Origin of the sequence: Gordonia lacunae, from assembly GCF_002149015.1 — a bacterium.
GTDB classification, from domain to species: Bacteria; Actinomycetota; Actinomycetes; order Mycobacteriales; family Mycobacteriaceae; genus Gordonia; species Gordonia lacunae.
On sequence record NZ_NGFO01000001.1, the window covers coordinates 18078 to 36045 of the forward strand.

Below are 17968 nucleotides of genomic sequence, written 5' to 3' on the forward strand. Positions count from 1 at the left end.
CGCTCCGATCAGCGCGGTGCCATCCGGATGGCACCGTCCATGCGGATGGTCTCGCCGTTGAGGTAGTTGTGCGTGACGATGAACTCGGCGAGCTGTGCATACTCGTCGGGCTCGCCGAGACGCTGCGGGAACGGGATGGCCTCGGCGAGGGTCTGCTGGAACTCGGGGGTCACGCCCGCCAGCATGGGGGTGCTGATGGTCCCGGGGGCGATGGTGCAGACGCGCACACCGATGCGTGCGAGGTCGCGCGCGGCGGAGATGGTCATCGCATGCACGCCGCCCTTCGACGCCGCGTAGGCGATCTGCCCGATCTGGCCCTCGAACGCGGCCACCGATGCGGTGTTGATGATGACGCCGCGCTGGCCGTCGCCGTCGATCGTCGATTCCTCCTGCATGCGGTTGGCTGCCAGCCGCATGACGTTGAAGGTGCCGATCAGGTTGATGTCGATGACCTTGCGGAACAGGTCGAGTTCGTGCGGGCCGTTCTTGCCGAGGATCCGTGCGGCCCAGCCGACGCCCGCGCAGTTGACCGCGACGCGCAGCGGTGCACCCGATTCGGCGATGGTGTCGATGGCGGCCTGGACCTGTGCCTCGTCGGTGACATCGGCGGCGACCAGCGTGACTCCCTCGGTGGGCGCGGCCTTGTCGATAGAGGCCTGCAGGTCGAGACCGAAGACCTGGGCGCCGGCTGCGGCGAAACGCCGTGCGGTGGCTGCGCCGAGGCCCGAAGCCCCGCCGGTGACCAGTACGGAAGCGCCTGAAACGTCCATGTGTGAAGTAATCCTTTCGCGGTACCCGACCCGTTCTCCTGCCGGCCGCGCCGCCGTCGTCGGCGACGCCGCTCCGGCTCATGCTGCCGTTTCACGATAGCCAGGTGCCGCGAACGGCCCTCGATCAGCCCTCGGTTTTACCGAACGAGCGCTCGGGCGCTGTCGTGGGTCCGAAGGCGGGTCTCACGGCGGATCAACACGACGCCGACGCCGGTGATGACCACAACCGCGCTGAGGGTGCCGGCGATCACGGGCACCGACGCACCGATCAGACCGTCGGTGATGAGCCAGGCCGCGAAGGCGAAGAACAGGACGGCCGCCCCGATGGCGATGACGCGCTCGGGAAGGTGACGGCCCAGCAGCACGCCCACCCCGATGGCGAGCGCGTCGGCGGCGACCATGCCGAGTGTGGAACCGATCCAGACCCCGAGCCAATCGTTGTCGGTGGCGAGGGTGATGGTCGCGAGCATGGTCTTGTCACCGAGTTCGGCGAGGAAGAACGCCGACATGACCGCGAAGAACACCGAGGCGCCCACGCGGGTGGCCCGACTGGACTCCTCGTCGTCGAGCCGGTCGCCGCGGAGGGTCCACAGGCCGAAGATCAGCATCGCGAGTCCGGCGAGGACGGACAGCAGCGCGGTGGGTATGGACAACCCGAGGAAGTGGCCGAAGAACACCGACACGGCGTGCACCGCGGTGGTGGCCACGGTGATCGCGAGGAGGATGACCCACCAGCGGTAACGCAGGGCATAGGTCATCGCCATCAGCTGTGACTTGTCACCGAGTTCGGCGACGAAGATCACGCCGAAGCTCAGGAGCAGGGCGGCAATCACGGACGCCACGTTAGTCAGGGCCAACTGGCCGGTGCAACTCGTCGAACACCCGTATTTCCGCAGGTAGGGGCATCAAAACCAAATGTTCGGGTGGCCGTCATCGGGGGCTCCGGCGACCCGTGGAGCACCGCTTCGGGGAGCCGCCCGGCTCTACGCTGCGAGAAGCATCGCGAGTACTGCGGTGTCGGGGTCGGCGTTGGGGTCGATGCCCACCTGGTTGCGAAGGTTGACCACGGTCCCGTCGGCCTCCGCCTCGGCCCAGCCGGCCCGGTGCTCGAGACCGAGCTCGGGGAGACCCGGAAGCAGCACACACCCGGAGGCGACCTGGGAGCACTCCGGCAGCGACGGACGCGTCTGCGAGGGCGGGTGCAGCATGACCAGGGCCGGCGGATTGTTCAGGAACCGGCCCGCCTCGACGAAGCTGTCGTCGACGACGTTGCCGATCGCGACCATCATGCCGACGGTGTCCGCCTCACCCTGTTCCGGGCGCTGCTCGACCACACCGAAGATCGTCGTCGTGGGTAGGAAACCCGGGCGGCAGGCGATGCGGACCGATGCCACGAGTGTCTGCGTCCACTCCAGCGTCGACTCCGGCCAGCGGCCCGAGATGAGAATCCCGTTCAGCGTGCCGTCGTGCTGGAACGGGGTGAGGCCGATCGGAATCGACTGCATCTTGTCCTCCTCCGACCCGGGCGAGACCTCGCCGATGATCCACGGACTGGGGACCGACGGCCGAGCCGGGTGAGAAGACCATCCACCCGCAGCGAGACGTCGACAACTCGAATCACCGTGTTGTGATGGATCTTTAACATGCGAACGACTGACGGCCGCGGTTCGCAGACGCTGTCCCGCCGGTGGGGACGACGACACCAGGCACACTGGACCGGTGAAGAACTCGCCCCCGCTGCGACCCATGGAGTTCGCGTCCGTCGCGATCTTCGGCGGACTGACCGTCGCGGCGGTGGTCATCGCGTCGGTCATCCCGCTGGCCCAGGCGGCCGGACTGCTCGCCCCGGTACCGCTCGCACTCATCGCGGCGCGCACCAGGCCGCGGGCCCTGCTCACCGCCACCGTGGCCACCACCGCCGTGGCGTTCGCGATGGCAGGGACCGGCGCGATGGCAACCGTCCTGGGTTCCGCGCTGGTCGGCGGGCTCGTCGGGGACATCAAGCGTCGTGGCCGGGGGATCGGTGTGCTCGGTGTGGCCACCCTGGTGGCGTCGCCGCTGCTCGGCGGGATCTCCGTGCTGATCCTGCTGGTGCTGGTACCCCTGCGTGAGCTCACGATCGAGGCGATGACCAACTCCATCCACGGTGTCGCGAAGTGGTTGCATGGCTGGGGCCCGACGGGGGGATTCGCCGACTGGCTCGACGCCGTGAGCCGGAGCATCGCCGACCACTGGTGGGTGTGGGTCTGGGTGTCGGGAACCGTGGGCACCGCGATCTCACTTCTCGTCGCGTGGTGGATCCTCGGTTCCGTCATAGCCCGGCTGCGCGACGTGCCGAGCGAGGACACGCTGGACGCCGCCACGTCGGGGTTCGCGCCGGCCACTGCCGACGGCGGACCCCGTGATGCGGGTATCGCGCCGCTTCCCCTGGTCTTCGACCACGTCGGGTTCGCGTATGCGCCCGAGGCCCGTCCGGTGTTGCACGGGATCGACCTGCGGATCGATCCCGGGGAGTTCGTCGCGGTCGTCGGCGCCAACGGTTCCGGGAAGTCGACCCTGGCGAAGATCCTCGCCGGCCGCCATCCGTCGACGGGCACCGTCCATCGGCCGGGTCTGCCGGGGCTGGGCGCGCACGGCGGGACCGCGCTCGTGCTGCAGCGGCCGGAGATCCAGATGCTGGGCTCGCGCGTCGCCGACGACGTCGTCTGGGGCCTGCCGCCCGGCGTCGACGTCGATGTCGAGGCGCTGCTCGCCGAGGTCGGACTCGCCGGCCTCGGCGACCGGGAGACCACGGACCTGTCCGGCGGCCAGCAACAGCGGCTGGCGATCGCCGGGGCGCTCGCGCGTGACCCGCAGCTCCTCATCGCCGACGAGGTGACCTCGATGGTCGACCCGGAGGGCCGGGGACAACTGCTGGCTCTGCTCGCGGCCCTCCCGGTGCGCCGGGGGATCGCCGTCGTCCTGGTCACCCACCGGGGCAGCGAGGCGGCTGCCGCCGATCGCGTGATCCACCTGGCCGCGGGCCGCCTGGTGCCGCACGCGCCGGATTGGATGCCGAGTCCCGATGCCGACCTGGCCGCGCCGGCGCAGCCGCGTCCGTCGCCGCCGCCTGCGCCGACCTCGCGGATCGGCGGGCCGCTTCTCGTTCTCGACCAGGTGGGGTACGCCCACCTTCCCGGCTCCCCGTGGGAGGTCGTCGCGCTGCACGACATCTCGCTGACGGTCTACCGCGGCGAGGGACTGCTCATCGTCGGCGGCAACGGGTCGGGCAAGACGACCCTCGCGTGGATCATGGCCGGGCTGCTCACGCCCGGGGCCGGAACGTGCCGTCTGCTGGAGATCCACGAGAAGATCAATCCCGGAGCCGGTTTCGACGCCGGCACGCCGATGACCGAACGCGTCGGCGCGATCGGGCTGGGATTCCAGCACGCGCGGTTGCAGTTGCAGAAGGTCACCGTCGCCGACGAGATCATGGCTGCCGGTGGCGAGAAGGTGGGCACCGCCGAGGTCGCCCGCGTCCTCGAACTCGTCGGACTGCCGCGGCAGATGGCGGTCACCAAGGTCGACGCGCTGTCGGGTGGGCAGATGCGACGCGTCGTGCTGGCCGGCCTCATCGCGCGCGATCCCGACCTGCTCGTCCTCGACGAGCCGCTGGCCGGTCTCGATCCGCCGGCACGGGAGGAGATCGTCGCGCTACTGGCCCGGCTCCGCGCGGACGGGATGACGATCGTGATCATCTCCCACGACTTCGAGTCACTGCAGTCGGTCTGTACACGACGGGTCCAGCTGGTCGACGGCCGTCTGCTGCCAGATGCGCAACTGCTGACCGACCAGGCGCCCGGCCGGGACGGAGGAACCCGATGACCATGCGTACCGTCCCGCTGCGGCAGGTGCCGGGCGATTCGTTCGTGCACCGGTTGTGGGCGGGGACCAAGCTCGTGATCGTCCTGATCCTCGGCATCATGACCTGGGTGCTGCCGTCGTGGCCGGCGCTCGGGATGGTCGCCGCGGTGGTCGTGATCACCGCGCTCGTCGCGGGGATCCCGTTGGGCGCCATACCCCGTCCGCCGTGGTGGTTCTGGGGACTGATCGGCATCGGCGTCGCGCTCAACGCGTCGTTCGCCGGCATCCCCGGTGCGCTGGTGTTCCTGCGCGCGATCACTCTGGCCCTCGTCCTCGTCGCCAGTTCGATCCTCGTCATCTGGACCACGCCCATGGCAGATGTGGCGCCCGCGCTGGCACGACTGATGCGTCCGCTGCGGTGGTTCCGGCTGCCCGTCGACGAGTGGGCGGTCGCGATCGCGTTGTGCCTCAGGGGTCTTCCGTTGCTGATCGAAGAGTTGCGCATGTTGCGTGCGGCGCATCGACTGCGGCCCACGGCGAAGGGTCGCAGTGATCACCCGTCGGCGGAGATGGGGATCATGGATCTGATCACCGCGGCGATGTCGTCGGCGCTTCGACGCAGCGCCGAGATGTCCGAGGCGATCACCGCCCGCGGCGGAACCGGCCGCCTGACCGCCCATCAGGCCGGCCCGGGGCGCGCAGATGTGGTGGCGCTCTTCGTCATCGGCCTGGCCTGCGCGGTCGCCATCACGGTCACGCTCGTCCTGTGATCGGGAGTGGGCGTCAGCGTCCCTCGTTCGCGCGCCCCGCTCCCTGAGGAGTGAGGAGCGATAGCGACGAGCCACGAAGGCTGGCGAGGCACGTCACTGGGCCCTTCGTGGCTCGCTTCGCTCGCACCTCAGGGAGCAAGGGTTCAGCTTCGGGCGCTCCTCAGGTCAGGGAGCAAGGGTTCAGCTTCGGGCGCTCCTCAGGTCAGGGAGCAGGGGTTCAGCTTCGGGCGCTCCTCAGCTCAGTGAGCAGGGGTTCAGCTTCGGGCGCTCCTCAGCTCAGGGAGCAAGGGTTCGGCTCCGAGCGCTCCTCAGGGGGCAATGGGAGTCGCTTCGCGTCGCGCAAACAAACAGCGCCGGTCACCCGAAGGTGACCGGCGCCGTTGACGTTCGGCGAACCGGGATCAGGCCGGGACGACCAGTCCGCTGCCCTGGCTCTTCGCGCGAGCGAGGCGCTCGTTGGCGTCGGCCCAGTTCACGACGTTCCACCACGCCTTGACGTAGTCCGGCTTGACGTTCTGGTAGTCGAGGTAGAAGGCGTGCTCCCACATGTCCAGCATGACGACCGGGATGATGGCGGCGGGGATGTTGCCGCTCTGGTCGGTCAGCTGCAGGATGACGAGCTTGCCGCCGATGGTGTCGTAACCCAGGATCGCCCAGCCCGACCCCTGCAGGGTGGTGGCCGCGGCCGTGAAGTGGGCCTTGAACTTGTCGAAGCCACCGAACTGTTCGGTGAGGGCGGCCGCGAGGTCGCCCTCGGGCTCGCCGCCGCCGTTGGGCGACAGGTTCTTCCAGAAGATGGAGTGGTTGGTGTGACCGCCCAGGTGGAACGACAGCGTGGCGGAGAGGCCGTAGACCTTGCCGGCGATGCTGTCGTCGTCGCGGGCCGCGGCCAGCTTCTCCAGGGTGTCGTTGGCGCCCTTGACGTAGGTGGCGTGGTGCTTGCTGTGGTGGAGCTCCATGATCCTGCCGGAGATGTGCGGTTCCAGTGCCGCGTAGTCGTAATCGAGATCCGGCAAGGTGTATTCAGCCACGATGTTCCTCTCTGAGGTGCTACTCGTTTTCCCTGTCCACGCATGGCGCCGGCGAGTCGGCCGCGCGTCACACGAACGCTTCCAGCCTTCCCCAGAGCACTAGTGATTGCAACAATCCCGCGCCAAGAAACATCAAGTGCGGTTGAGCTTTCAGTGACCTGTCGACGCCGCGACGGGCAACGAGAACAGCGACGTCAGCGCCGCGCCGAGGCCGTGCGGCTCAGATCAGGATGAGCAGAATGAAGACCGCGATGAGCCCGAGAATCGTCAGGGCACTTGTGCGGCAACTCCTCGCCACGTCGTAGGTGGCGCGCGGGGCGGCTCGGCCAACCACCGGGGCGCGTCGGAGATCTCCGCTCGCGTGCGTCGCCATCGTCGCCTTTCGTCCCTGGACCGGCTGCACATCCCTCTCGTCGAACAGACCGAGACGGCGTCGAAGTGATCGGTATCACACTGCCGTGGATGTGACCGCCATCATAAACAGACTCGAACGATCACCTCAACTCGCCGTCGCCGGGACCCGGGGTCTGCCGCGCGTAGACTCGGCTCATGTCTTGGCTCGACCAGTTCTTCGCCGCCGGCTCACGCAAACAGGATCTCGTCGCCGCCGACGCTGCTCTGCCCGGCCGCACGTCCGAGATCACGGTTCCGGGCGAGCACCTGGTCCTGGGCACCCCGATGCGCGGCCGGCCGGAGTCCGACGGCACGTACGTGCACGGGATCGGGCGGTTCGACGCCGGTCTTACCGCGATCGTGCTGGCCGGGGGCTGTTTCTGGGGGATCGAGGAGATCTTCTGGCAGGTTCCCGGCGTGTACACCACGGCGGTTGGTTATGCGGGCGGGTACACGCCCAACCCGACGTACGAGGAGACGTGCACCGCGCGGACCGGGCACACCGAGGCGACGCTGGTGGTCTTCGATCCGGCCGTGATCGACCTGGAGGGTCTGCTGAGGATCTTCTGGGAGTCGCACGATCCGACGCAGGAGATGCGTCAGGGAAACGACATCGGAACCCAGTACCGGTCGGCGGCGTACGCCCTGACCGACGAGGACCTGGCCACCGTACGGGCAACCGCCGCGACCTTCCAGACCGCACTCGACGCCGCCGGCGAGGGGACGATCGCCACCGAGATCAAGCCGCTCGCGGAGGCGGGCGACGGACGGTTCTACTACGCCGAGGACCATCACCAGCAGTATCTCGCGAAGAACCCCCACGGATACCGCTGTCACGCCGCGACCGGCGTCGTCTACCCGGGCTGACGCCGCGGTGCCGGGCCGAGACGACGACCGACCTCTTTCTCGACGAGACATGCAGTGACCGAACAGATCTCGCTGCGGCAGTGGAATCGCACGCTGCTGCAGCGCCAGCACCTGCTCGCTCGCGTCGCCGAAGATGCGATCGAGGTACTCGACCGATGCGTCGGGCTGCAGTCCCAGGACCCGCGTGCCGCGTTCTTCGGATTGTGGTCGCGCATCGAGGATTTCGATCCGCTCGAGCTGGACGAGTTGCTCACCGACCGTGAGGTCGTGCGGATGGCGTTGCTACGGTCGACGATCTTCCTGATCGACGCCGAGGACGCCCGCTGGATTCGTCCGCTCGCCGATCCGACGCTGCGCCGCGAGTCGACCGACATCCACGCGCCGAAGCTGGCCGACGCCGACCCGGCACAGGTCCTCGCGTCTGCCGCGGAGATCCTCGCGGGCCGCGAGCTGGCCGGCGCCGAACTCGGCAGAGAACTGGCCGCCCGCCACCCGGCCGAGAACCCGTCGACGCTCACCACCATCGCCCGGTGCGGTCTGCCGCTGGTCCAGGTGCCGCCACGCGGCCTGTGGCGCGGCCGGGGCGGACCGACCTATCGCCTGTTCGACGAGTGGGTCGGTCCCGGCGAGCCGGCGGTCGTCGACGACGATGCCCGTGCCGATCTGATCAGGCTGTACCTGCGCGGGTTCGGTCCGGCGACCGTCAAGGCCATCCAGACGTGGTCCGGGCTCACCCGGTTGCGGCCTCTCGTCGAGAAGCTCGAGGCCGAGTGGGAACTCGTCCGACTCGCCGGGCCGAACGGCGAGGTGCTCTACGACCTCGACGGCCTCGCGCTGGCCGACGCGGATGCACCGGCGCCGGTCCGGCTCATCGCACCGTTCGATCATGTGATCGGCGCTCAGGCCGACCGGATCCGGGTCGCCGAGCCGGAGTTGTATCGGCGCACGGTGACCGCCAACGGTCGGTCGCCCGGATTCGTGTTCATCGACGGATTCCTGGCCGGCACATGGTCTCTCGATGCCGATGAGGTCCCCGTGGTGGATTTCCTGCGAGAGGTGTCCGCCGTCGAGCGCCGCGAGGTCGACGCCGAGGTCGACCGGCTCCGCGAGTTCACGACCGGTATCTGAGTTTCGACCGCAGAGCGCCGGTCCTCGACTCAATCGCCGGTGCGGGGGTTCCGAGAGGTGATGCAGTAGAGGCGACCGACCGGATCCGCCATCGTCGTCCAGTGGGGAAACTGCTCGACCGCACGGGCGCCCCAGTCCTCGTGCCGGGCCACCTCGTCTTCGACCGAATTGGTGGCGATGTCGAGATGGGCGGTCGCCGGGCCGTCGTCGTGCGACACATCCTGTTTGCGCTGCAACAGGATTCCGAGGGTGACTGCCGGGTCGCGGCGCAGCGCGATCAGTTCGGGCCGGCTCCGCGGTGTGGTCGGCCAGCCGGTGAACCGGGTCCAGAACCCGACCTCGGCGTCGAAGCCGTCCGCGGGGATGTCGATGCACAGCTGATCGATGATGCTGATCGCGTCGCCGGGCCATCGAATGGGTCGCGACCGCTTCGACTCGCCCTCCCAGGGCACGAGGCAGAACACGAAGCCGGCGGGCGATCGAAGCGTGAGATGGGTGCCGGCGTCGTGGACGAGGGTTGCCCCGAGTGCGAGCGCCTCCGCGGTGGCGGTGTGCGGGTCATCGGTGTGGATGTCGAGGTGAACGCCGCCCGGGCCGTCGTCGATGCGCTGGACCCGTAGGTGCGGATCGCCGTAGAACGGTTCCAGCGACGCGAACTCACGATGGTCGCCCCGTGGCGGGGAGACAGTACTGCCCGAGATCGCGCGCCAGAAGGTCACCTCGCTGCCGAACACGTCGGCGGGGAAATCGAGGAATGCGCTGAGCCACCGCACCTGCACCCGGCTGATTCTACGGTGCGTCCGACGCCGCCCGCTGTCGCGGCGCACGCGAACGGGAGGCGGACGCTGTCCGTACGCGTCGTTACACTCGGGCAGATGACTGTCGGACCGCTAGCGGCGGTGGGGAAGAAGTTCTCGAAGGCGCGGACCGAGCAGGTCGCGGTCGTCCGTCTCGACGGCCCGATCGGTATCACGGGGATGGGCAAGCACGGCGTCAACACCGAGTCCGTCGAACCGGTCCTGAAGAAGGCCTTCGCCACGGAGCGTCTGCGGGCCGTCGTGGTCGTCGTCAACTCGCCCGGCGGCTCGCCGGCACAGTCGGAGTACATCGCCGAACGCATCCGCCAGCTCTCCGCGGAGAAGGGTGTGCCGGTCCTCGCGTTCTGTGAGGACGTCGCAGCCTCGGGCGGCTACTGGATCGCGTGTGCGGCCGACGAGATCTTCGCCGCGCACACCTCCATCGTCGGCTCGATCGGCGTCGTGTCGTCGGGCTTCGGTTTCTCGGCCGTGCTCGACCGGTTCGGTGTCCAGCGCCGGCTCTACACAACCGGCGAGAACAAGGCGCGACTCGACACGTTCTCGCCCGAGCAGGCCGAGGACGTCGAATGGCTCAAGGGATTGCAGGGGCAGTTGCACGAGGCGTTCATCGCGTGGGTCCGTCAACGACGCGGCAAGAAGCTGACCGCATCCGACGAGGAGCTGTTCAACGGAGACGTGTGGATCGGTAGCCGGGCCGCCGAGCTCGGTGTCGTCGACGGCATCGGCGTGATGCGCTCCGTCGTGGCCGAGCGGTATCCGGACGCCGAGATCACCGTCGTGGAGACGCCGAAGCCGCTGCTGATGCGGCTGGTGGGGAGCCAGACGTCGGTCGCCGGGTTCGCGGAGAGCGTGACGACCGGGGTGCTGGCGGCGTTCGATCGCGCGCCGTCGTTGCGAATGTCGCTCCTGCACCGGGACTGAAACCCGTCGGAGGCGTTTTGCACATGGTTTTGTTTGTGCATTGTCCCCAAGTTATCCACAGGTGCTGTTCACTGAAGTGGAACTTCAGGGTGTCTCGACCCGTTCACTGACGTGAATTTCCTACGCGCACATCCGATCAAACAAGTGACCGCTGTCACAAGTAGATGACCCTTGGCCTGCGTTTTTCCACAATTCCACAGTCTCATCCCCAAGTAGACGGTCAGTCTGCGACCTGGGGACAAACGTCCAGAACGCACATGTGGATAAAATTATGTAGTTCGTCATAACAGCAGTTCGACGTCGGCCGGCGAGTGGCGGAAGCGGCGCGCGGACGGCCGTCGTGCACAGGTGGCGTCGCACCCGGCCATCTCTGTGCCACCATGGAAAACGTGACCATGGGCGACATCACTCAGGTGCCGGTGACCGATCTTCCGGACGACTTCACCGGGCGGACCGACGCGGTCATGCTCGATGTCCGCGAGGACGACGAATGGGCCTCCGGCCACATCCGGGGCGCGGTGCACATCCCGCTCGCCGAGGTGCCGGGCCGACTCGACGAGCTCGACCCCGATCACGACCTCTATGTGGTCTGTCATTCCAGCGGCCGGTCCATGCGCGTCCTGCAGTATCTCGCCCAGGTCGGCTACGACGGGATCTGTGTCCGCGGCGGCATGCTCGCCTGGCAGGAACACGGCAAGCCCGTCGAGACCGGCGACTCGCGATCCGAGGGCGACGCCGGCCGATGATCGACCTGTGCCCGCGGTGCCGAATCCAGGCGCCGCATCGTCCCGGACGCGAACACTGTCCCCGATGTGGTGGGCCGTTGAGCGTCGTCGACGATGCCGCCCGTGCGCTGGCCGCGCGTCGAGAGTCGTCGGTACGATCTGCGGCCCCCACCGGTGCGATGCGCCCGGGACGGCCCGGCCCGGCTCCGGCGCCCGCCGGGCGTCTGTACCGCAGTCGCAACGTGCGATGGGTGGCCCGCCGGCCACCAGAGGCCATACCCGCCCGCCGCGGCCCCTCGGGCCGACGCGGCCCGCGACTCATCCCTCGCTACGTCTACGTACCCACGTGGGGTCTGCACGACGAACCGGCCGGGGCCGACACCACGCACCACAAGCTCGAGAGTTCCCGCGCCCGATTGGGGCTGGCGCTGGTGCTCGCGGGTTCGGCGCTGACCGCGTCCGCGCTCGTCCATCTCCTCCGATACATCCTGCTGGTCGTCAACCGCGACCGTCCGCTGCCCGAGTTCGTCATCGTCGCCTCGGACTGGCTCACCGTCTTCGTCGGAGTCGTCGCGTTCCTCGGATTCGTGCTGGCGACACTGGCTTTCATGCGGTGGGTGCTCGAACTACGCGCCGACACCTATGCCTCGGCGGGTCTCCTCGATCCGCGCCGGCCCGGGTGGGTCGCGGCGATGTCCGGGCTGCCGCTGGTCAACCTGATCGGCGCCCCGCTGGTGCTGCAGGAGGTCGCCGCGCACCGTGTCGGCCAGGATCCGACACTCGACGCCGACCTCGTGGGCCGGCGTCTCCGCAAGTTGTGGGTTGCCTGGGTGCTGGTGAACGCGGCGGCCGCGGTGGCGATCGTCGCCCGGCTCGTGGCCTGGCGCTCGGACTCGCTGCAGACCGGGGCGAACGCGCTGGCGATGGTCATCGTCAGCACGGCGGTCTCCGCCGCCTTCGCCTTCTGGATGGCGCGCCGGGTGCGGACACTGTTCGAAGCCGCCGCGGCGGCCCCGGTACCGACGAGACGGTGGGTGGCAGTCGGATGAACTCAGGGGTGAACGTGGGCGCGGCCGAAAAGGTCTCCCGTTCGGGCAAGCCTGCGGTGGTGGCGCACCGCGGGGCGTCGGGGGACTGTCCGGAACACACCCTCGCCGCCTACGAGCTCGCTCTCGCGCAGGGCGCCGACGGACTCGAATGCGACGTACGGTTGACCGCGGACCATGAGCTCGTGTGCGTGCACGATCGGACTGTGGACCGCACGTCCGACGGCTCGGGCATCGTCAGCGAGATGACTCTCGCCGAGCTACGCGAACTCGACTTCGGCAGCTGGCATGCGTCGGGTGGACCGGCGTCGATCCTGACGCTGCGTGAGTTGTTGACGCTGACCCTGGACTGGCGTCGACCGGTCCGGTTGTTCATCGAGACCAAGCATCCGGTGCGTTTCGGCAGTCTCGTCGAGCAGAAGCTCCTCGAGATGCTGCACGAGTTCGGGGTGGCGACCCCGCCGTCGGCCGATCACAGCCGCGCCGTGGTCATCTCGTTCTCCTCGGCCGGGGTCTGGCGCATCCGCCGCCACGCACCCATGCTGCCGACGATCCTGCTCGGCGACACAGCGCGGGTCCTCGGCGGCGGCGCCGCGACCGCGGTGGGGGCGACCGGCATCGGACCGTCGGTGATGACCCTGCGGCAGTATCCCGACCTCGTCGATCGCGCCGCCGCAGCCGGTCGGGTCACCTACTGCTGGACCGTCGACGAGCAGGTCGACGTCCAACTCTGCGCCGACCTCGGTGTGCGGTGGCTGGCCACCAACCATCCGGCGAAGGTGCGCGACTGGCTGGTCACGGTCGACTGACCGCTGCGCCCACGACGTGTCGGACGGCGCAGTCGGTCGTGAGAGAGTGGACCGATGGGCAAGAAGAGCAAACGGGGCAGCGGACCACGTCCGGGAAGCAATCGTGCCGAGCGCGTCGCCGCACGTAAGGCGCGGCAGGCGGCAGCTCTGGCGCCGCCACCCCGGCCGTTCGCCGGGTTCGCCTCCGAGTGCGACTTCGTCGCACTGCGGACCTTCGTCGCCTCGGCGACCGCGCGGCTGGAACTCACCGAACCTGCCGGGGAGCGCAACGACGTCTCCATCGTGACGATCCTGCCCGGCGCGGTGCCCGCTCTCGCACGCGAGGTCGACGGTGCCACAGAAGGTTTCGTGGGGCTGCAGACCGACCCGGACCGGACGGCGCTGACCGTCGAACTGGCCGCCGCCATCGCATGGGCCGCGCACGCCGACGCCGGCAGCGAGTTCGACCTCGAGGCCGCCGACGAGGCCCCGACCCTCGATGAGGTCGTGAAGACCGACGCCGTGCTGGACATCACGGTCCACCAGGACTTCGGCTGGTGGTTCGTGGAGGGTACCGACGTCCCCGCCGAGATCACGGCGATGTTCGAGCGCGCCAACGACTCGGTGCTGCCGACCGCGCGACTCGTGGTCGACAGCGGCGCGAGTGCGCCCTGGTGGGTCGACGCCGGGGAGCGTGCCCACCTGCGCTGGATCCGGCCCGAGCCGGAAGACGACCTGATGTCGGCGATGGCACGGCTCCACGCGGCCGGGCGTCTGACGATCGGCGAGGGGTCGCGGTTCGCCGGCTCGTTCCGCACCCATGGGCTGCTCGTGCCGGTCTTCGATCTCGACAACGAGATGCACCACGAGGAGTGGTACGCGGGTCTGAATCAGTTCGACCAGTGGCTCGGCGAGGCGCTCGCCGACACATCACCGCTGACGATCGAGCAGCGCAGCTCGCGGGACGGCATCCGCGGTCGACAGGTGACCCTGCGCTGATCGCCGCGCCCCTGATCCGAGGGAACAACAAAAGCTCCGGTCCCTGAGGTGCGGGGAGAGTAAGCGGCCGGCTACCCCCTGCTCCCTGAGGTGCGGGGAGAGTAAGCGGCCGGCTACCCCCTGCTCCCTGAGGTGCGGGGAGAGTAAGCGGCCGGCCACCCCCTGCTCCCTGAGGTGCGAGGAGCGATAGCGACGAGCCACGAAGGGCATGGCGAGGCAGTCACCATACCCTTCGTGGCTCGCTTCGCTCGCACCTCGGAGGCGGGAACGCTTGTGCGTCAGATGTTCCCGCCGGCCGCGGGCGGCGCGGTGGCGTCGGACGTCTTCTCGCCGTTGAACTCTCGCTCGACGAAGTTCTCGAGGTCGAAGAGATTGCCGTTGCAGCGTTCGGCGATGGTCTGCAGGGTCGTCATGGTCGCGACCTCTTCGACCTGTTCCTTGAGGAACCACTGCACGAACTGCTCACCCAGGTAGTCGCCGGTGTCGCGCGCCGACTTGGCGAGGTCGACGACCTGCTGGGTGACCGTCTTCTCCTGTGCGAGAGCGAGATCGATGGGTGCGCGGTAGTCCTCGAAGCGGTTGTTGGGCGCCGGGATTCCAGGGATCTCGACCTCCATGTCCCGGTCGAGGAAGTACTGCACGATCATCATCGCGTGATTGCGCTCTTCGACTGCCTGGCGGTAGAAGAGCTTCGCGAGCTGCGGCATGTCGTGGTTGTCGAAGTAGGTGGCGACCGCGATGTACTGCTGAGAAGCGTAGAACTCGTTGCTGATCTGGTCGTGCAGCAGTTGGTGGAATTTCGTGTGTTCGGTCATGCGGCCCATCGTAGAGCCGAAAAATGGCTCTCACCAGCAAGTTCAGGCTAACTAAGGCAAGTCTCGCCTGCGTTTGGGAACCCTTCTACGACGGCCCGCCGGCGTCGACGAGAAGGTCGTCGGGGATGGGTTGACCTGCACGGAGGAGCGCGAAGAACTCCTCGGTCTGTTCGTTGACCGGTAGCGCGAGTCCCTCATCGGTGAAGGTGCTCTCGCCGGCGGGTGTGGTCGTGGTGATGGGGTCCCGAAGAGCGAACATGAGCGACGCGAGGTTCCAGATGTGATCTCGCTCATCGACTGTGAGCGCATCGATGGCGCCGCCGATGAAGCCGAAGAGCCGAAACGGATTCAGCAGCACCGTCGGACTTGTTGCGCGAGAGACCAGTGCCGCGAGGAACTTCCGCTGATTGACGACTCGCTCGAGGTCGGCGCGGGGGAATGCGCGGGTGCGCACCAGACCCAGCGCCTGGCGGCCGTCGAGCCGATGGCAACCCTTCGCAAGCCGCAGACCGGCTTTCGGGTCGTTGAGAGGCTGGTCGATACACATGTCGACGCCGCCGACCGCGTCGACCAGGGTGTCGAACCCGCCGAAGCCGATCTCGGCGTAGTGGTCGATGTGGATTCCGGTGAGGTTCTCCACGGTCTGCACGAGCAGTGCCGGACCGCCGATGCTGAACGAGGCGTTGATCTTCAGGCTGCCCTGTCCCGGGACCTCCACGTACAGGTCGCGCGGGATGCTCACCACGATCGCCTTACCACCGCCGGGCGGGTTGTGGACGAGCATGATCGTGTCGGTGCGGGACCCGTCGGCGTCACCGGTGGCCAGCGCCCGGCGCTGTTCTTCGGTGAGATCGGAGCGGGAGTCGGTGCCGACGATGAGCCAATTGGTGCCGGGGGTGTCCGACGGGCGTCCGGCATAGGCCCGCAGCGCGTCGATCCGGTCGAGTCTCGAGTCGTAGTAGAACAGCAGTCCGACGGAACCGAGGACGACGACGAGCAGCAGGATCAGCAGGATCTTGCCGACGCGGACCGCACGACGGCCGCCGCGCCGGGGACGAGGAGGTGCGGTCGGGCGCGGGGGCGCGGGTGGGCGTGCGGCGGATCGGTCACGGTCGCGACGGTCCGCAGGGGACGACCGACGACCGCGGGAGCGATCGCCCGGGATCGGCTCGGGTTTCTGGGTGGGGGCATACCCGCCGGGGCCGGGCTGTCCCGACGGGGAGGGGCGGTCGGCCGGTGCGGGATGCGTTGGACGACCACCGGGTGCCGGGGCCCGGCGCGGATCGGGACCGCGCGCGGGGATCCGCGGCATGGCCTGCGGATGAGCGGACGGGCCGCCGGTGCCGGGAGGAGGGCGATGGCCCTGGCCGGGTGGTGGCCCCGGACGCAGCGGCGGGCCCGCTGGCCGCCCGGGCGGCATCGGCGGCCCGGGGCGACCTCGCCGGAGGATCGGCGGGTCCTGCTCGTTCATCCCATCAAATGTACGCATGGGCGGCCGTGACGGATGTCGGTCGGTTGGTGTGCGATCTGGCGTCGACCCCCTCGAGAGGGATTCGCCACAGAGGTCTTGATCCGGCCCGAACGGGGTACAGGACTCGCCATGACCGACAAACACGTCGCCGACGCGGGCGACACCGCCTCAGCGGACACCGGGACCGGCTCCGGCACCGGGGCCGGGGGTGGGCACACACCGCTGCGCCGCGCCATCACCGGCAAGTTGCTGTTCCTGTTCATCCTGGGCGACGTCCTCGGCGCGGGGATCTATGCGCTCGTCGGCGAGGTCGCCGGGGAGGTCGGCGGGGCGATCTGGGTGCCGCTGGCCCTGGCCCTGGCGCTGGCGATGCTGACCGCGGCGTCGTACGCCGAGCTCGTCACCAAGTACCCGCGGGCCGGTGGGGCCGCGGTGTTCGCGCGGCACGCCTACCGCCATCCCCTCGTCTCGTTCCTCGTCGGCTTCTGCATGCTGGCCGCCGGGGTGACGAGCGCCGCCGGACTCGCACTCGCCTTCGCGGGCGACTACCTGCAGGTATTCCTCGACGTACCCACCACCGTGGCGGCCCTGGTGTTCCTGCTCGCGGTCGCGGCGCTCAACGCCCGCGGGATCAGAGAGTCCCTCCGCGCCAACGTGGTGATGACCATCGTGGAGGTCTCCGGACTCGTCCTCGTCGTCGTGTTGGCGGGCATCGTGCTGGGGCGTGGTGACGGTGAGCCGCAGCGGGTGCTGGAGTTCACCGACGAGACCACACCGGCGCTGGCGGTGCTGGGCGCGGCGTTGCTGGCCTACTACTCGTTCGTCGGGTTCGAGACCTCGGCGAACATGGCCGAGGAGGTTCGCGACGTGCGTCGGGTGTACCCGAAGGCGCTGTTCGGTGCGCTGCTCGCCGCCGGCGTCGTGTACGTCCTCGTCGGCCTGGCGGTGTCGGTGGTCGCAGCACCCGAGCGGCTGGTGGAGTCGTCGGGTCCGCTGCTGGAGGTCGTCTCCATCGCCGACGTCGGGATACCCGACCAGTTGTTCTCCCTGATCGCGCTGATCGCCGTCGCGAACGGCGCGCTGCTCACCATGATCATGGCGTCACGCCTGACCTTCGGCATGGCCCGGGACGGGCTGCTCCCGGGGACGCTGGCGAAGGTGCTGCCCGGTCGGCGCACGCCGTGGACGGCGATCGTGGCCACCACCGCCGTCGCGATGATCCTCTCGGCGACGGGTACGGTCGCGGCGCTCGCGGAGACCGTGGTGCTCCTGTTGCTGTTCGTCTTCGTCAGCACCAACGTCGCGGTGCTGGTGCTGCGCCGTGATCGGACGGACACCGACCACTTCCGGGCCCCGACGATCGTTCCGGTACTCGCGGTGATCTCCTGCATCGTGCTGATGACACAGCAGAGCGCGTCGACCTGGTTGCGTGCGGGCATCCTCATCGTCGTCGGGTTGGCGCTCTATCTCCTCGCGCGGGTCACCGGGTCGGGTGGACGACCGGACGGTCAAGACGAGAGCGAGACCGTCGAGGACGAGAGTGTCGACGGCAACTCCGAGCGGCTCACCTGACGCGGATGGTG

At 68.7% G+C, this 17968-nt stretch carries 18 protein-coding genes; 10 read left to right on the top strand and 8 right to left on the bottom strand.

Features of this window, described 5'->3' with window-relative positions; translation table 11 throughout:
• Nucleotides 1-8: 8 nt before the first annotated feature.
• The 3 genes from CA982_RS00085 to CA982_RS00095 all read right to left on the bottom strand — a co-directional run bounded on the left by CA982_RS00085 (nucleotide 9) and on the right by CA982_RS00095 (nucleotide 2275).
• Nucleotides 9-770, bottom strand: coding sequence for an SDR family NAD(P)-dependent oxidoreductase (locus CA982_RS00085; RefSeq protein ID WP_086533328.1), 762 nt, complete (start codon nucleotides 768-770; stop codon nucleotides 9-11).
• Between the two features lie 137 nt (nucleotides 771-907).
• On the bottom strand, nucleotides 908-1603 hold the full coding sequence (locus CA982_RS00090) for a TMEM165/GDT1 family protein (protein WP_086533598.1): 696 nt from the start codon (nucleotides 1601-1603) through the stop codon (nucleotides 908-910).
• Between the two features lie 150 nt (nucleotides 1604-1753).
• Nucleotides 1754-2275: a hypothetical protein gene (locus tag CA982_RS00095; RefSeq protein ID WP_004021426.1), complete on the bottom strand. Its 522-nt coding sequence runs from the start codon at nucleotides 2273-2275 to the stop codon at nucleotides 1754-1756.
• 214 nt (nucleotides 2276-2489) lie between these two features.
• Here CA982_RS00095 and CA982_RS00100 point away from each other — a divergent pair, with 214 nt between their 5' ends.
• Both CA982_RS00100 and CA982_RS00105 read left to right on the top strand, forming a co-directional pair.
• On the top strand, nucleotides 2490-4634 hold the full coding sequence (locus CA982_RS00100) for an ABC transporter ATP-binding protein (protein WP_208617840.1): 2145 nt from the start codon (nucleotides 2490-2492) through the stop codon (nucleotides 4632-4634).
• A complete protein-coding gene (locus CA982_RS00105; RefSeq protein WP_086533329.1) occupies nucleotides 4631-5383 on the top strand; it encodes an energy-coupling factor transporter transmembrane component T family protein in 753 nt (250 codons plus the stop codon). The genes CA982_RS00100 and CA982_RS00105 overlap by 4 nt, the downstream gene beginning before the upstream one ends.
• A gap of 401 nt (nucleotides 5384-5784) precedes the next feature.
• On the opposite strand, the gene CA982_RS00110 is transcribed toward CA982_RS00105, so the two are convergent.
• Together CA982_RS00110 and CA982_RS26635 are read right to left on the bottom strand one after the other, a co-directional pair.
• Nucleotides 5785-6414: a superoxide dismutase gene (locus CA982_RS00110; protein ID WP_086533330.1), complete on the bottom strand. Its 630-nt coding sequence runs from the start codon at nucleotides 6412-6414 to the stop codon at nucleotides 5785-5787.
• A 220-nt stretch (nucleotides 6415-6634) separates the two neighbouring features.
• On the bottom strand, nucleotides 6635-6787 hold the full coding sequence (locus tag CA982_RS26635; RefSeq protein ID WP_167383308.1) for a hypothetical protein: 153 nt from the start codon (nucleotides 6785-6787) through the stop codon (nucleotides 6635-6637).
• Nucleotides 6788-6963: 176 nt separating this feature from the next.
• Between CA982_RS26635 and msrA the strand changes: the two genes are divergently transcribed.
• Together msrA and CA982_RS00125 are read left to right on the top strand one after the other, a co-directional pair.
• Nucleotides 6964-7674, top strand: a complete 711-nt coding sequence (gene msrA / locus CA982_RS00120; protein WP_086533332.1) for a peptide-methionine (S)-S-oxide reductase MsrA — start codon at nucleotides 6964-6966, stop codon at nucleotides 7672-7674.
• A 54-nt stretch (nucleotides 7675-7728) separates the two neighbouring features.
• Entirely contained in the window at nucleotides 7729-8802 is a 1074-nt protein-coding gene (locus tag CA982_RS00125) for a winged helix DNA-binding domain-containing protein (protein WP_086533333.1), read from the top strand.
• Nucleotides 8803-8831: 29 nt separating this feature from the next.
• On the opposite strand, the gene CA982_RS00130 is transcribed toward CA982_RS00125, so the two are convergent.
• A complete protein-coding gene (locus tag CA982_RS00130; protein WP_086533334.1) occupies nucleotides 8832-9581 on the bottom strand; it encodes a VOC family protein in 750 nt (249 codons plus the stop codon).
• 96 nt (nucleotides 9582-9677) lie between these two features.
• On the opposite strand from CA982_RS00130, the gene CA982_RS00135 reads away from it, so the two are divergent.
• From CA982_RS00135 to CA982_RS00155, 5 genes are all read left to right on the top strand, one after another.
• On the top strand, nucleotides 9678-10541 hold the full coding sequence (locus CA982_RS00135) for a S49 family peptidase (protein WP_086533335.1): 864 nt from the start codon (nucleotides 9678-9680) through the stop codon (nucleotides 10539-10541).
• Nucleotides 10542-10936: 395 nt separating this feature from the next.
• Nucleotides 10937-11287, top strand: a complete 351-nt coding sequence (locus CA982_RS00140; protein ID WP_086533600.1) for a rhodanese-like domain-containing protein — start codon at nucleotides 10937-10939, stop codon at nucleotides 11285-11287.
• A 77-nt stretch (nucleotides 11288-11364) separates the two neighbouring features.
• Nucleotides 11365-12315: a DUF4328 domain-containing protein gene (locus CA982_RS00145; protein ID WP_244176069.1), complete on the top strand. Its 951-nt coding sequence runs from the start codon at nucleotides 11365-11367 to the stop codon at nucleotides 12313-12315.
• Entirely contained in the window at nucleotides 12312-13121 is an 810-nt protein-coding gene (locus CA982_RS00150) for a glycerophosphodiester phosphodiesterase family protein (RefSeq protein ID WP_086533337.1), read from the top strand. The genes CA982_RS00145 and CA982_RS00150 overlap by 4 nt, the downstream gene beginning before the upstream one ends.
• A gap of 54 nt (nucleotides 13122-13175) precedes the next feature.
• Entirely contained in the window at nucleotides 13176-14099 is a 924-nt protein-coding gene (locus tag CA982_RS00155; RefSeq protein WP_086533338.1) for a DUF5926 family protein, read from the top strand.
• Between the two features lie 278 nt (nucleotides 14100-14377).
• On the opposite strand, the gene CA982_RS00160 is transcribed toward CA982_RS00155, so the two are convergent.
• Entirely contained in the window at nucleotides 14378-14914 is a 537-nt protein-coding gene (locus tag CA982_RS00160; protein ID WP_086533339.1) for a ferritin, read from the bottom strand.
• Between the two features lie 85 nt (nucleotides 14915-14999).
• On the bottom strand, nucleotides 15000-16226 hold the full coding sequence (locus CA982_RS00165; protein ID WP_244176087.1) for an LCP family protein: 1227 nt from the start codon (nucleotides 16224-16226) through the stop codon (nucleotides 15000-15002).
• A gap of 288 nt (nucleotides 16227-16514) precedes the next feature.
• Here CA982_RS00165 and CA982_RS00175 point away from each other — a divergent pair, with 288 nt between their 5' ends.
• Complete coding sequence (locus tag CA982_RS00175) at nucleotides 16515-17957, top strand: APC family permease (protein WP_086533341.1); 1443 nt, start codon at nucleotides 16515-16517, stop codon at nucleotides 17955-17957.
• Nucleotides 17958-17968: the final 11 nt, after the last annotated feature.

Coding starts and splice junctions, on each gene's coding strand:
- CA982_RS00165 (WP_244176087.1), bottom strand. CDS start 16,226: ATGCCGCGGATCCCCGCGCGCGGTCCCGATCCGCGCCGGGCCCCGGCA.
- CA982_RS00160 (WP_086533339.1), bottom strand. CDS start 14,914: ATGACCGAACACACGAAATTCCACCAACTGCTGCACGACCAGATCAGC.
- CA982_RS00140 (WP_086533600.1), top strand. CDS start 10,937: ATGGGCGACATCACTCAGGTGCCGGTGACCGATCTTCCGGACGACTTC.
- CA982_RS26635 (WP_167383308.1), bottom strand. CDS start 6,787: ATGGCGACGCACGCGAGCGGAGATCTCCGACGCGCCCCGGTGGTTGGC.
- CA982_RS00155 (WP_086533338.1), top strand. CDS start 13,176: ATGGGCAAGAAGAGCAAACGGGGCAGCGGACCACGTCCGGGAAGCAAT.
- CA982_RS00085 (WP_086533328.1), bottom strand. CDS start 770: ATGGACGTTTCAGGCGCTTCCGTACTGGTCACCGGCGGGGCTTCGGGC.
- CA982_RS00175 (WP_086533341.1), top strand. CDS start 16,515: ATGACCGACAAACACGTCGCCGACGCGGGCGACACCGCCTCAGCGGAC.
- CA982_RS00105 (WP_086533329.1), top strand. CDS start 4,631: ATGACCATGCGTACCGTCCCGCTGCGGCAGGTGCCGGGCGATTCGTTC.
- CA982_RS00095 (WP_004021426.1), bottom strand. CDS start 2,275: ATGCAGTCGATTCCGATCGGCCTCACCCCGTTCCAGCACGACGGCACG.
- CA982_RS00135 (WP_086533335.1), top strand. CDS start 9,678: ATGACTGTCGGACCGCTAGCGGCGGTGGGGAAGAAGTTCTCGAAGGCG.
- msrA (WP_086533332.1), top strand. CDS start 6,964: ATGTCTTGGCTCGACCAGTTCTTCGCCGCCGGCTCACGCAAACAGGAT.
- CA982_RS00150 (WP_086533337.1), top strand. CDS start 12,312: ATGAACTCAGGGGTGAACGTGGGCGCGGCCGAAAAGGTCTCCCGTTCG.